This is a genomic window from Halomonas sp. Mc5H-6, assembly GCF_024124705.1.
Classification (GTDB): domain Bacteria; phylum Pseudomonadota; class Gammaproteobacteria; order Pseudomonadales; family Halomonadaceae; genus Vreelandella; species Vreelandella subterranea.
Window position 1 is genome coordinate 637,726 of record NZ_JAMXSI010000001.1, and the last position, 13,086, is coordinate 650,811.

Here is a 13,086-nt window from a genome sequence, read left to right on the forward strand (position 1 = left end):
ATTCTTTACCATGTTCAACTTGCCCGCCTTCTATCTTAGTGTCTGATTTTATTTAACTTTATTTCTGGAAATCAAATCGTGCTTTTTGGTTTCCAAGAGTTATCTCTTTGTACCCCCCAGCATTGCCTTGTACCCAATGACAGAAGGCAATGACCAATGACGTACTCATCTGCAAAGCAAACCGCAAAACGCTTCGGGGTCTCCGAGGTGACAATTTGGCGCTGGGCTCGAGATGGTGTTAGCGATTTCCCCAAGCCCATCAAGTTAGGCCCGAACTGCACCCGTTGGCGCCTTGAAGATATCGAAGCGTGGGAAGCCTCCCGCCAGGGGATCGCGTAATGATCCCCAGCCGCCGCAACTTCGACCTATACCCTGCCCTTTGCTGGGCAGCATCCGACGACAACCAGGGCCCGGCACTAGCCAGCATCCTTGATGAGCTAGTGCTATCGCCAGGCGAGGAAAGCGCAAAGCAGGCTCGTCGGCATCTACGTCGTCTGTTCGAGGATTACGCAAGGGAGGCCAAATCATGATAGCCAGCATGAAAAATCCCGGCCGTGGGGGCGACCGGGACACTTCCAAAATACTACCGAAGATTGATCCTACCACCCACGCCGGCAAAGTCCTAGCGGCGCTGCGTGAAAAGCCCATGAGCAACATCGAGTTGATATGGGAGCTGGACATTGCGCACCCGCCCGCAGCCGTGAGGGATCTTCGTCGGGCCGGTATCCCCATCGTGACCCAAGAGCACCCGCACCCGAGAAAGCTTGGAGAGAAGATCAAACGCTATCACCTCATGAGCGCCGGGTGACCGTATGGCGAAACGCCGAAACAGGTCTGTTTCCACTTGGCAGGGTGGATACCTCGCCCTGCCCAAAGTGGTCACCGACCACGAAGACTTCCGCCAGTTAACGGCATCGGCACACAAAGTTCTGATGGCCCTGGCGTGCAAGTACAACGGGAAGAACAACGGCGATCTTTCTGCTACTCGCACGACAATGAAAGAGTGGGGAGGCATGTCCCATACCACCCTTTCAAAAGCCCTCAGAGAGCTTCAAGAGCGACGCCTAGTGCTGAAGACCAGGGACGCTCTAATCGGTCGTGATGGAGCCCGCTGTGCCTTGTACGCGATTACCTGGCAGCCGATAGACCATTGTGACGGAAAGCTAGACGTTGCCGACACGAACGTGCCGCCGAGGAGATGGAAATCATGATTCGATTTTTACCGTGTCCAGAAATTGGACTCAGACGGGCCAGAAAATGGAGCAGTTGGGTGTCAAGGCGCTGTTTCGACATTTCAATGCTCCAGAAAATGGAGCAGTTGGCCCAATTTTTCACCTTCACCACGTCCAGATAATGGACACCTTACTAAGTTACCAATGGGGTACAGGGTTATGGGTCAGTGTATTCAAGGGGGAATGGGGCAATCGAGGTGCAAAAACATCGCGCCGCCCTCGCCTGCACACCGAAGTGGAGTTCTCGGCATGGATAACGTAATCGAGTTCAAAAAGCCCAGGCATTGCAGCAACTGCGATATATGCGGCAAGCCTGATGCTGGCGCCCACACGCTGGTGAAAGACGAGAATGGCCAGTATCTAACCAACCGGGTGAGGTGTGGCCGGTGCTTTACCAATTACGGCGACGCTGCCGCCGTCTCATTCAACGCAAAGACTAGCCCGGCCACCAGTCAGATGAGCGAACCGCTGATGGACAGCAGCACCCATTGGCAGCTTCTAGAGCTGATGACCGAGCTGGCAGAGCTCCGCGACAAGACTGGAGACACACAGCTCGAGGGGATCGTCCAGAAAATGGGTCTGATCATCGCCAGACATGAGCCCCGGAAATGACCTGCGTACAGGCTCGAAACAGGATCATCACTCGAAGTGGCGGACATACCGTCCGACATTATCGCTCTATCATTAGGGCTCATACCGAAAAAACGAGAATCACCCAACTATCTACCCAACTTAAATCATGGATTTTTTGCCGTTTTATTGGTATTACTGTTCATATATTCATACTGGATGAGCAACCATGAACAAGCAGCCAGGACGCCCCAAAGGGGTACGTAATTTGAAACCTAGCCAAGAGACGGTTCGCAGCTATTACCGCCTTTTGCAGGCAAAGGCCGACCAAGGCGATGCGAATGCCGCTGGCTGGCTTTTACAACTCGACCTGACCGACCAACAGAAGAAGGAAACCGCCCAATGAGCTTTGCCGATGAAAACGCCGCCCCTGTAAAGCGCGACGATATGACCCCAGCACACAGCCGCAACCCGACCGCCATGGAAGCCACGATTGGCGAAAAGCCGGAAGTAAAAAAGCTAGAGCCTGAAACACCGCGCCGGATTGATACCATCGGCTCAGCCAAGTGGCATGACACCGCGATGGAAGCGCACCCGGACAACCATTTCTTTACCAGTGCCAAAGGCGACCATCTCAGCATTACCAACGCGCTCGACATGCTCGACAGCGTGAACAAGACCCGCGACCCGCGTGTGACCGATGCTGCCCACGCCGAGAAGCTGACAAAGCAGGCTGAGCAGGCCGCCCAACGCATTACCGACCGCATCCCGAAGACCCTACAACGCAGCGCTGATGCTATTCGCAACCATCAGAAAGTGATGGATGATGCCCTGAAAATCAGTATGGATAGCGACCATGGCCGCGAGATCCGCGAACGCCTGTCACGTATGAGCGACGACGACCGCCGCAATGCAATCCATCAGGCCGCCGCCGATGGCGACCATCACGTGATGGCTGCCGTTATCCATGGCCCAGGCTTCCTAACCGGCATCAGCGAGGCGGACAAGGCCAAGTTTAAAGACCACTACGCACGCCGCCACGCGCCGCAGCTAGTGAAGGAACTCGAATCCATGCAGCGAAGCGCCGACAAGCTGGAAGCCGCGCACTTCGACGCTGTGGATCACATCAACCGCCACTACGTGAACCGCAAGGCAGACCCAGACGTTCAGCGTGCAACCGAAGCACAGAAACGCTACGACGACGTGTTACGGAATTTGTAATGACAAGCCGAGACGCCAAAGGCCGTTTCGCCAAGGGGAAGTCCGGCAACCCTACCGGACGCCCCAAGGCCGCTGACGAGCTGAGACGGCGCTTAGAGAGCGGTATGGACGGCGCTGCCGATGCGGTGCTTTCCGCTGCTGAAAAGGGCGATATGCAGGCGTGCCGTTTGATACTCGAGCGCCTGCTGCCTGCTGTCCGCCCTGCCCACGCCCCCGTTCAATTCGACCTCAACGAAAACGCACCGCTTGCCGACCAGGCGAGGCAGATACTTGCCGCCGTCGCCAGTGGCCAGCTACCGCCCGACCAGGGCCGCGCCTTGGTGGATGCAGTGGCCGCCGTGGTGCGTGTCGTGGAGTTGGACGAGATCGAGCGCCGATTGAATGCCATCGAGGATAAAGATAATGGGACAGTTCAATAACAACGGCTGGATCAACGCAGCCGCCAGTAAGCGGCACGCCGCCGCCATCATCAACCGTGGCGAGGAAGTCGCCCGCCTATGGGATCACACCGCAGAGAAGGCCAGAGAACGCGCCGAGAAGCTGCGCACCCTTCAAGGCTGGCGTACTGCCGAGGTGGTGCTTTATGAGGCGTGAGGTGCTTAAACGCGTCGATGCTGCCGAGGCTGGCGAGCAAAGCAAAGTCGTTGCGCAAATCAGCGCCATCATGGACGAGCTGAGCGACAAGGCAGCCGGTGGCAGTGGCCACAGAGGCGACAACGAGCTTATGGCCATTTTGGAGGGCTGCGACGATGAAACGTGAAGTGCTACAGCGTATCGAGGCCCTGGAAGCGGCCAAAGATGGGGCTCCTGAGATATGGGTAGCCCCAACAGAGCGCGGCCTGGCTGGTTGGGAGTGTATGGGGCAAAACAGCGTTGACTCGAAGAAGGTTCACCGCCTGCCGGGCGAGTCAGACGAAGACCTGGCCAACCGCGCCCGCGAGTGCATGAAGGATCTTCACCGAGCCGACCCCAGCACTGCCAAAGCTGCCGTGTACTTCGCCTTTGACGACATAGGTATGACCCGATGAAACGAGAGACGCTGAAGCGCTTAGAGAAGCTGGAAGGCGATAGATTTATCAACGAAGTCGGCACTCAGGCCATTTTTATTACCATCGTGGACAACTCAGGTCCAGGTGCAGGCAAGCCACTGCCAACACTTGGCTGGCGATTCCAGCGGCATAATGACGATGACGTGATGACGATGCGCGAGCCTGGCGAGGATGACGACAGCCTACGGGAAAGACACCTGGCTGCCGTTCTACCGCTGCTTAACCCTGGAAGCGTGCCGATGTTCCTGCCCATCAATCCAGAAAACCACCCTGATGAATTAGCCGACGCCGGGACTTGTTCCATTTGAAATGGAGGAAGTGAAAGCCGGATTTCCGGCTTTTTGCGCGTTTCAAACGCGGAAGCCTGCGGTAATTACTACCTTTCAATAGCTTGCCCGACTTCTAATTGTGATTTTATCCCGCATTTAGATGTGAACCTGCGTCACTTCTAGGCGTGGGCAATTCTGCCACCCCAAAACGCCAAATTGGCGTTCCCGGCCCAAGTACACGCGCAGTGCGACGCCTCTAGTGCAACAAAACGCAACAACCCACAACGCCTGCATGAATTTTCAGATAAGCACAAAAAACCCGCCTCTAGGGCGGGTCTTCGGTTATCTCTGCTGCATATGCTTGGCTAGCTTGCTCCAGCGGCTTGCAAGAGTGGAGCAAGATACTGTTGGGCCATCCACCACGCTGCGCCGATAGTCGTGCCGATGGCGGCTAGTAGACCAAGAGTAATGACGGTCAGTCCGGCAAAGGCAGACTTCCAGGTAACAAAATTATTCAACTTTGCATCCATTGTGTCGAACTTGCCCTCCATCCTGGCGAGCGTGACTTTGATATCGCCAGCGTCACTCTCCAGCTTTCCGACTCTGTGCTCTAAGTTACTCATGGGCGGTTCACCTCCATCGTTACCCCCATTATCACCGCCACGGAAGCGCTTTTCCACTGCTTCACGTTCTGCATCGCTACGCATTTCCTGTAGCTGCTGGATTTTATCGCCCGAATCAGCCATTTTTGTCTGCCTTCATTTGGTCAATGGCGCGACTCACAGCCTTGAAAGCCTCTTCGCCTTTGCTGCGCATAGGTTCATCATTCTGCATACGAGCAGCCTGAGAAAGCTCAAGCGTTGCTTCAATCAGCTCCAGCGTCATACCAAACAGTCGAGCATGGTCTTGATGCAGACTTATGATTCTCTCTTCTAGTTCTTCATTCGTCGCCATAAGTCCAAAACCTCCCACCAAAAAACCCGCCTCGATACCATTCTTGGTATGTTGGGCGGGTTGTTGGGCAACGTGAGAAAACGTCTCTAAGTTGCTGATAAATATGTAATATTGGCGGAGGGACAGGGATTCGAACCCTGGAAAGGCTATTAACCTTTGCCGGTTTTCAAGACCGGTGCATTCAACCGCTCTGCCATCCCTCCGGCTTACGGCTGCATATACTACCAGCTTTTCCTTGGAAGTCAACGTCTTTAGTACAACCTTAGCCCGACCCGAGTAATTTTTCCGCCTTGCATATCGCTGACTACCCAATGAATGCCATGCCAGTCCACATCGTCACCCACCACAGGGTGACCGCCTACGCGGAGCGATACAAACTCGGCCAGGGTCATGTCTTTCTCACCCGGGCTCAGTGTCAGGCCGTAAGCCTGGGCAATGTCCTGCATTTGGGCGCTGCCATCCAGCGTAAAGGTACCGAAGAAGGCACGCTCGCGCTTGAGCTTTGAATCACCATTGAACAGTCGATTGAGCGCGTTCAGGTCTTCCGAACGGCCGATCACGCAAATGACATCGCCCAGCTTGAGCCGGGTGCTGCCTTTCGGGTGCAGCATGGCGTGTTCGCGGAATAGCGCCGAGATAAGCGCGCCGGAGGGGAAACGCAGTAACCGGATGGGAACGTCTTCGAGGTCTTTGTTTTCAACCGAGTAGACAAACATCTCGTAGTCGTTTTCCGGCAATATACCCAGCGGGCCACGTCGGTCTGGGGTAGTCCCTATGGGCACCTCCACTTTGAGCCAGCGAGCCATAACGGTCAGCGAGCCGCCCTGGATCAAAAGCGACATAAGCACCACCGCGAAGGCCACATTGAAGTAGAGCGAGGCGTTCTCCACGCCGTCGATCAAGGGAAAAATGGCCAGCACGATCGGCACCGCGCCGCGCAGGCCTACCCAGGCGATAAACCAGGTTTCCCGCCAGCGAAACTTGAAAAACGGCTTGATGGTGATCAACACAGCCAGCGGGCGGGCAATGAAAATAAGAGCCAATGCCACCAGAGCGGCGGGAAGCGCGACGTCCCAGAGCTCGCTGGGCGTTACCAGAAGCCCCAGCACCAGGAACAGACCGATTTGGCTCAGCCATGCCAGGCCATCGTGAACGGGCAGGATAAAGTTGAGGTGGCGGCCCGGCTGATTGCCAATCATCAGGCCCGCCAGGTAGATCGCCAAAAAGCCACTGCCGCCCAGTACGCTGGTAAGGCCAAAGACACTGAAGCCCAGGGCAAGGGCTAGCATGGCGTAGAGGCCCGGCGCCAGGTCCAGCCAGCGTAACAGCTTGGCACTCAGCCAGCCGCCGCCAAGCCCCACCACTAGGCCGATACCGAATTGGGTAATGAAAAACAGCAGCGTATCGACGGGGCCGCCGATGTCACCCACCAGCAGCTCGACCAACATCAAGGTCAGGAAAATCGCCATCGGGTCGTTGGTGCCCGACTCGATTTCAAGCGTGGCCCCTACCCGCTCGTTAAGGTTGACGCCTCGTCCGCTTAGCATTGAAAACACCGCGGCAGCGTCGGTGGAGCCGACAATGGCCCCCACCAGCAACCCCTCAGCGAGCGATAGATCGAACACCAGCATGGCAATGCCACCGACAATGGCGCTGGTGATAAAGACCCCGAAGGTGGCAAGTGAAAGCGCCGGTTTGAAGCCGACGCGGAAGGTTTTAAGGCGGGTTCGCAGGCCACCATCCAGTAGAATCATCGCCAGGGCTAGATGGCCGATGGTGAAAGCCATGTAGTAGTCATCGAACTGGAGCCCTAAGAGCCCTTCTTCACCGGCGATCATACCCAGCGCAAGAAAGATCAGGAGCAGCGGAACCCCCATCATCGAGGAAAGACGGCTCGCCAGAATGCTGAGCGCCATCAAGGAACCGCCGACCAGGAAAAACGTGTAGATTGCGTCCATGACTCTCCGTCTCTGCTCAAGGCTCGCTGATTATCGCATGCCAGCGTTGAATTTACTGCGCCTCATGGGCTGACAAGGCGTAATTGAAGGCTGGTCAGATGATTAGCGTGCCAGATACACTTTGCTTTCTGTTACTGGGAGTGATTGATGATGCTGACCCGTTTGTGTCGCACTTGGTATGTTTTGCTGTCTATAAAAGTCGTTTTATTATTCGTAAGTTCAATGACATACGCAAATGAGTCGGATGCTCAAAACCCGACCAGTGACAACCAGCTCGAGCTCAACAGCAGCGTTGAGGTGCCGCCCACCTGGTGGACGCCCAATATCGAGCCAGATGAGCCTCAACAGGAGGCGCCGACGAAAGCCGTCACCCCAGCGCCTCCCCTTGAGCCGCCGCCCCTTGAACAGGTCAGCATCATGCTGGACTGGTTTTTGAGCCCCAAGCACGCAGGGTTGATCGTGGCTCAGCAACGCGGGTTATTTACCGCCCAGGGAATGGAGGTTGAGCTTCAAACACCGGCAGACCCAAGCGTTGGACTGAAACTATTGGCCGCCGACGAGATCGACTTTGCCCTGACCCGCCAGCCGTCGCTGCACCTCTATGTGCACGACGGCGCCCCCATTGTACGCATTGCCACGCTGATCGAGACACCGCTAACGGCGGTGGTCGTGGCAGGTGAGCTTGAGGATCCCATCAAGGAGAAGCTTGCGAGAATGCGCTATGGCTATACCAGTCGCGAAGGTCTTGATCTGTTCATCCCTTACTTGATCCCCAAGGCACTCACCCAGGCAGGCAATATCGCGCCCCCGGTTAATCTGCATTTTGACGTTCGGCGGGCTTTCGTCGAGGAACAGGTCGATGCCATCGTCGATGCGCCTTTTCATTCATTGCCTGAACAACTGGCGAATGAAGGTATCGACACGCAAGTCATACGCCACAGTGACCTGAATATTCCCCGCTACGACGGCTTGGTGCTGTTGGCCAACCGAGACGGTGCCATTCGCCGTGCCAAGACCTGGTCCCACATTGTGAAGGCCATAGAAGACGCGCATTACTGGATATTGGAGAACCCGGATGCCGCCTGGGAATTACTGATCAGTGCCGAACCGGTGCTGGATAACCCCATCAATACGGCAAACTGGCAAGACCTGCTCAGGCGGATCGCATTATCGCCTGGCGCGGTGGACAATCGCCGCTATCAGGCATTTGAACAATTTCTTGTACAGCAAGGCCTCAGCGAGGCCCCCTTGCCAGTGTCGCGCCTCGCCATCGACCCTCATGCCCTCTAGTCAGGGGCGTCAATCACCGATGAAAACGGCAAACGCAATTGGATGACACCCAGCGTCGTCAACGACCGGCACGGATTGATCCGGACATGCTCAGCCAGCTACCGCCTGGTCCTGGGGTGTACCTTTTCTATGGCCATAACCGGCTACCGCTTTACGTCGGTAAGAGTATCCGGCTGCGCGACCGCGTGCGGGACCATTTTCGGCGGGCCCGCCACGACCATAAAGCAATGAGGATGGTCGAGCAGATACAGCATATAGAGTGGGAAGAGACAGCCGGGGACCTTGGCGCCCAGCTACGTGAAGCCCAATTGGTCAAGTCGCTGCTACCGATCATGAACCGTCAGTTACGTAAACAGCGCGACCTGACCACCTGGCATTGGCCTGCGGGGGCGGCACGACCACAGCTGCTCAGCGGCGCGGCGCTTAATCAACCGACAGAGGGAGGATTCTTCGGCCTTTACCGTAATGCCTCCAGTGCCAAGGAGGCCTTGCGTGAGCTTGCCGAGGCGCATCAGCTTTGTCCCCAGGTACTGGGCCTGGAAGCGGGTAAAGGCCGTTGTTTTGGCAGCCAGATAGGTAAGTGTCGCGGCGCCTGTTGCGGGAGCGAAACGATCAGTGATCACACGCAGCGGGCGCAGGCAGCGTTGCAGCCCCTACAGGTCAACACCTGGCCGTGGCCGGGGCGTATTGCCATCAAGGAATCAACCCCGGAGCGCGATGCAGCAGCCTGGCACGTGATAAATCAGTGGTGCTACCTGGGAAGTGCCGCAACCCTAGCCGCTGCCAAAAAGCTGGATGCCGCGTCGGCCAGCTTCGATATCGACAGCTATCGCATCCTGCAGCGTTTCTTGCGTCAACCTGATGAGCATGGCCTATCCATCAAGCCTCTATGAGCTGGCCTAGGAAGTTTGCGCTGCCAAGAATGCGTCAACCGATTGCTGGAAGGCCTCGGGCTGGTCGGCATGCAACCAGTGCCCGGCTTGTTTTAGCGTCACGACCCGCGCAGTAGGGAGCACCTCCCGCAGCGCGGGCAACATGGCGTCGCTCACGTAGGGAGACTCATCGCCGCGTAGCACCAGCGTCGGACCGTTGTAAGGTGCCTCTCCCGACGGCAAGCCGATGATCGCCTCATAATCCTGGCGAATGTAATCCAGCCCAACGCGCAATTTGAGCCCGCCCTGCTCGCTCCGCACCAGGTTAGTGGCAAGAAACAGCCGCGTTGGCCGGGAGTCGACGTGTTCCGCCAGCAGTTCATCCGCTTCGCGGCGATTGGCGGGCTGACCTTCCCTCACCCGTTCCAGCGCGGCAAAGACATCATCATGGCCGTGCTGGTAGGCCACTGGTGCAATGTCCGCCACCACCAGCGAGGCAACGCGATCAGGGTGTTGGCGCGCCAGGCTGATCGCCACTTTACCGCCCATGGAATGCCCCACCAGATGAACCTGGGAGAGTCCGAGCTTGTCGAGCAATGCAACGACATCGGCGCTCATTTGGGCGTAGCTCATTCCCTCGGCATGGGGGGAGCGGCCGTGGTTGCGCAAATCAACCGCAATCACCCGCCGCGAGGTTTGCCATACCTTGAGATGTGAACGCCAGTTATCGGCGCTGCCGAGAAGCCCGTGGATAACCACCATGGGGGTCGCATCGGCGTGCGCATCCGAGGGCTGGTCCAGGTAGTGCAAATCTATTGGCAGGGCGTCACTCATCGGAGCTCCTCGTCACTTAATGGGAAATTAGGCAGTGCGCGGCGCAATGTCGGGCTGATCGGTCCAGACCACCAGCCGACGCGTCAACCAGGACAACAACAGGCCATACAGGGGCAGGAAAAACAGCAGACTGATGGCGAGCTTGATGGCGTAATCAACGGCAGCAATTTCCACCCAGTGGGTCGCCATGAAGGGATCCGGGCTCTGGTAAAAAGCGACCGAGAAAAACGCAAAGGTATCGGCCAGGTTGCCCAGCACGGTAGAAAACACCGGCGCGACCCACCATACCCACTGACGCAAACGGTCAAACACCTGCACGTCCAGTAGCTGACCAATAACGTAGGCCAAAAAGCTTGCCAGCGCGATACGCGCGACAAACAGATTGCCTTCACTCAATGCCCCCAGGCCTGCGAAATTTCCCTGCGGAAACACCACGGAGACCACATACGAGACGACCAGAGCAGGCAGCATGACGCGCAGAACAATGGCTCGGGCGGGTCCCTTGCCAAACAGCCTGACGGTCAAGTCAGTGGCCAGAAAGATAAACGGAAAGCTGAATGCCCCCCAGGTGGTATGGAAGCCAAACAAAGTGAACGGAAGCTGAACCAGATAGTTACTGGCGGCGATGATACCAATGTGAAATGCCACCATGACGGCGAGGCAACGGCGGTGTTGAGCGTCGTTTAATACAAACATGCGGCTGGCCTTTTTGTGATAACGAGGGGTTAGGGAACCCTCAATGCATTGCGCACCCAGTGCGGCGAGAGGCGCATTATACGCCTTCTCGACCGCAATAAAAGTGGGCGGCGGTCAGCAAAGGCTAGGCGTGAGGTGGTGTTTCGTTCGCGCGACCGATCCGGTGATCGCACATGGCGCGATGCACATCATCGACGCTGGTGGGGTCATCGATAGTGGAAGGAATGCCCACCTCCTGGCCATCGGCCAGGTTGCGCAACAACTTCCGCAAGATTTTTCCGGAGCGTGTCTTGGGCAGCCGGTCGACGACAATGACTTGCTTGAAGCAGGCCACCGGGCCAATTTGCTCGCGTACCCGCGCAATCAACGCTGCTTCGAGTGCTTCTTCACCTTCAGTGTAACCATCCTTGGGAATCACCAGGCCAACAGGCAACTGCCCTTTAAGATCATCATGGACACCAATGACCGCGCATTCGGCGACCGACGGATGTCCACCCACCACTTCTTCCATTTCACCGGTAGAAAGCCGGTGGCCTGCCACATTAATCACATCGTCGGTGCGCCCCATGATGAACAGATAGCCCTGCTCATCAAAAAAGCCGCCGTCTCCGGTCAGGTAGTAGCCTGGGAAAGCTGCCATGTAGGCAGAGTGGAAACGCTTAGGGTCTCCCCAAACCCCGGTTAAACACCCCGGGGGCATCGGCTGTTTGATAACCACACTGCCCTGTTCTATGGGGGCGGCTTGCTCGCCATCGCGGTTCAGCACCTGCACATTAAAACCCGGTACCGGCACGGTCGCCGACCCGGCTTTGGTGGGCATGGGTTCGATACCCGGCAGGTTGGCCGCAATGGGCCAGCCGGTTTCGGTTTGCCACCAGTGGTCGATAACCGGCACGTCGAGCAGGTCGTCCAGCCAATGATAGGTGGGCGGATCGAGCCTTTCGCCCGCCACATAAAGGTGCTTCAGACTGCTGATGTCGTACTTTGCAAGCCATTGGGCATCCGGATCTTCCTTTTTGATTGCGCGAAAGGCCGTGGGCGCACTGAAGAAACTGGTAACGTTATATTTCTCGATGAGGCGCCAAAAACTCCCTGCATCGGGCGTTTTGACCGGTTTGCCTTCGTAAAGAACCGTGCTGCAACCGTGTAATAATGGGCCATAAACAATATAGGAATGGCCGACGACCCAGCCAACGTCTGAGGCGGTAAAGAACACGTCCCCAGGTGCCAGGGCATAAATCGCCTCCATCGAGTAGGCAAGGGCCACCGCATAACCAGCGGTGTCGCGCACAATGCCTTTGGGCTTCCCCGTTGTGCCTGACGTATAGAGCACATAAAGCGGATCGGTGCCCTTTACCGGCACACACTCGGCCGGGGTTGCCTGGCTGACAAGGGTTTCCCAGTCGTATTCCCGTTCGTTGAACTCGACGTCACACTCCGCGCGGACTTTGATAATGCAGGCATCAGGCCGATGCGGGCTTAAAGCCAGGGCCTCATCGATGATCGGCTTGTAGGCCACGACCTTGCCTCCCTCGATACCGCAGGAGGCCGCGACGACGACTTTCGGCGCGGCGTCTTCGATACGCGCGGCCAGTTCATGGGGAGCGAAGCCGCCAAATACGACCGAATGAATCGCCCCTAGCCGGGCGCAGGCGTACATGGCCACCACCGCTTCCGGAATCATCGGCATGTAGATGACCACCCGGTCGCCTTTTTCAACACCTAGCTGCTGGAGACCACCGGCAAACGCCGCCACCCGCTCCAGTAACTGACGATAGGTAATGGTTTGCTGGGTTTGCGTCACCGGCGAGTCCCACAAAATAGCGGCCTGCTCTCCTCGCCCCTGATCCACATGATAGTCCAGGGCCGCGTGGCAAAGGTTCATCTCACCGTCGGCAAACCACCGCGCATGCTGCTGATCATCGTAGGTCAGTATCGTCTTGGGCGGCATCATCCAGGGAATCCGCTTGGCCTGTTCGGCCCAAAACTGTTCTGGCTGCTCAATGGATTGCTGGTAAATCTGCGGGTAGCGGCGCATGAAAACACCTTTCATTCTTGTGATTGGAAAATGCTTTGAGGATTGTTGACACTGTATGCACTAAGTCAACGCTTTTCTGTAAGACCATGGGCTACCCGCCGAC

18 protein-coding genes and 1 tRNA gene are annotated in these 13,086 nt (G+C 56.9%); 12 read left to right on the forward strand and 7 right to left on the reverse strand.

The window, feature by feature from the left end; all coding sequences use genetic code 11:
• Positions 1-156 precede the first annotated feature (156 nt).
• From NH395_RS03020 to NH395_RS03065, 10 genes are all read left to right on the forward strand, one after another.
• Positions 157-339 carry an AlpA family phage regulatory protein gene (locus NH395_RS03020; protein WP_253022324.1) on the forward strand — a complete coding sequence of 61 codons (183 nt, stop codon included), beginning with the start codon at positions 157-159 and terminating at the stop codon, positions 337-339.
• A 199-nt stretch (positions 340-538) separates the two neighbouring features.
• Entirely contained in the window at positions 539-808 is a 270-nt protein-coding gene (locus NH395_RS03025) for a helix-turn-helix domain-containing protein (protein WP_253022326.1), read from the forward strand.
• 673 nt (positions 809-1,481) lie between these two features.
• Positions 1,482-1,844 carry a hypothetical protein gene (locus tag NH395_RS03030; protein WP_253022328.1) on the forward strand — a complete coding sequence of 121 codons (363 nt, stop codon included), beginning with the start codon at positions 1,482-1,484 and terminating at the stop codon, positions 1,842-1,844.
• Between the two features lie 187 nt (positions 1,845-2,031).
• Positions 2,032-2,208 carry a hypothetical protein gene (locus NH395_RS03035; protein ID WP_253022330.1) on the forward strand — a complete coding sequence of 59 codons (177 nt, stop codon included), beginning with the start codon at positions 2,032-2,034 and terminating at the stop codon, positions 2,206-2,208.
• Positions 2,205-3,023, forward strand: a complete 819-nt coding sequence (locus tag NH395_RS03040) for a hypothetical protein (RefSeq protein WP_253022331.1) — start codon at positions 2,205-2,207, stop codon at positions 3,021-3,023. The genes NH395_RS03035 and NH395_RS03040 overlap by 4 nt, the downstream gene beginning before the upstream one ends.
• Positions 3,023-3,442, forward strand: a complete 420-nt coding sequence (locus tag NH395_RS03045; RefSeq protein ID WP_253022332.1) for a DUF5681 domain-containing protein — start codon at positions 3,023-3,025, stop codon at positions 3,440-3,442. Before NH395_RS03040 ends, NH395_RS03045 begins: the two co-directional genes overlap by 1 nt.
• Positions 3,426-3,617 carry a hypothetical protein gene (locus NH395_RS03050; RefSeq protein ID WP_253022333.1) on the forward strand — a complete coding sequence of 64 codons (192 nt, stop codon included), beginning with the start codon at positions 3,426-3,428 and terminating at the stop codon, positions 3,615-3,617. Before NH395_RS03045 ends, NH395_RS03050 begins: the two co-directional genes overlap by 17 nt.
• The gene (locus NH395_RS03055) at positions 3,607-3,783 is read left to right on the forward strand and encodes a hypothetical protein (protein ID WP_253022334.1); all 177 of its coding nucleotides are present in this window, start codon (positions 3,607-3,609) and stop codon (positions 3,781-3,783) included. Before NH395_RS03050 ends, NH395_RS03055 begins: the two co-directional genes overlap by 11 nt.
• Positions 3,773-4,051 carry a hypothetical protein gene (locus NH395_RS03060; protein WP_253022335.1) on the forward strand — a complete coding sequence of 93 codons (279 nt, stop codon included), beginning with the start codon at positions 3,773-3,775 and terminating at the stop codon, positions 4,049-4,051. The genes NH395_RS03055 and NH395_RS03060 overlap by 11 nt, the downstream gene beginning before the upstream one ends.
• Entirely contained in the window at positions 4,048-4,380 is a 333-nt protein-coding gene (locus NH395_RS03065) for a hypothetical protein (RefSeq protein ID WP_253022336.1), read from the forward strand. Before NH395_RS03060 ends, NH395_RS03065 begins: the two co-directional genes overlap by 4 nt.
• A gap of 326 nt (positions 4,381-4,706) precedes the next feature.
• Here the strand turns inward: NH395_RS03065 and NH395_RS03070 are convergent, their stop codons facing one another.
• The 4 genes from NH395_RS03070 to NH395_RS03085 form a co-directional block, all read right to left on the reverse strand.
• Positions 4,707-5,087, reverse strand: coding sequence for a hypothetical protein (locus NH395_RS03070; RefSeq protein WP_253022337.1), 381 nt, complete (start codon positions 5,085-5,087; stop codon positions 4,707-4,709).
• Positions 5,080-5,295 carry a hypothetical protein gene (locus tag NH395_RS03075; RefSeq protein ID WP_253022338.1) on the reverse strand — a complete coding sequence of 72 codons (216 nt, stop codon included), beginning with the start codon at positions 5,293-5,295 and terminating at the stop codon, positions 5,080-5,082. Before NH395_RS03075 ends, NH395_RS03070 begins: the two co-directional genes overlap by 8 nt.
• A 112-nt stretch (positions 5,296-5,407) precedes the next feature.
• Positions 5,408-5,498: transfer RNA gene (locus NH395_RS03080), tRNA-Ser, on the reverse strand.
• A gap of 48 nt (positions 5,499-5,546) precedes the next feature.
• Complete coding sequence (locus NH395_RS03085; protein WP_253022339.1) at positions 5,547-7,253, reverse strand: potassium/proton antiporter; 1,707 nt, start codon at positions 7,251-7,253, stop codon at positions 5,547-5,549.
• Between the two features lie 222 nt (positions 7,254-7,475).
• On the opposite strand from NH395_RS03085, the gene NH395_RS03090 reads away from it, so the two are divergent.
• Together NH395_RS03090 and NH395_RS03095 are read left to right on the forward strand one after the other, a co-directional pair.
• Complete coding sequence (locus tag NH395_RS03090) at positions 7,476-8,543, forward strand: ABC transporter substrate-binding protein (protein WP_253022340.1); 1,068 nt, start codon at positions 7,476-7,478, stop codon at positions 8,541-8,543.
• A gap of 38 nt (positions 8,544-8,581) precedes the next feature.
• On the forward strand, positions 8,582-9,436 hold the full coding sequence (locus tag NH395_RS03095) for a GIY-YIG nuclease family protein (RefSeq protein WP_253022341.1): 855 nt from the start codon (positions 8,582-8,584) through the stop codon (positions 9,434-9,436).
• Positions 9,437-9,442: 6 nt separating this feature from the next.
• Here NH395_RS03095 and NH395_RS03100 read toward each other — a convergent pair whose 3' ends face one another.
• From NH395_RS03100 to NH395_RS03110, 3 genes are all read right to left on the reverse strand, one after another.
• The gene (locus NH395_RS03100; RefSeq protein WP_253022342.1) at positions 9,443-10,249 is read right to left on the reverse strand and encodes an alpha/beta fold hydrolase; all 807 of its coding nucleotides are present in this window, start codon (positions 10,247-10,249) and stop codon (positions 9,443-9,445) included.
• Positions 10,250-10,276: 27 nt separating this feature from the next.
• Positions 10,277-10,945, reverse strand: coding sequence for a 7-cyano-7-deazaguanine/7-aminomethyl-7-deazaguanine transporter (locus NH395_RS03105; RefSeq protein ID WP_253022343.1), 669 nt, complete (start codon positions 10,943-10,945; stop codon positions 10,277-10,279).
• Positions 10,946-11,069: 124 nt separating this feature from the next.
• Entirely contained in the window at positions 11,070-12,983 is a 1,914-nt protein-coding gene (locus NH395_RS03110) for a propionyl-CoA synthetase (protein ID WP_253022344.1), read from the reverse strand.
• Between the last annotated feature and the right edge of the window lie 103 nt (positions 12,984-13,086).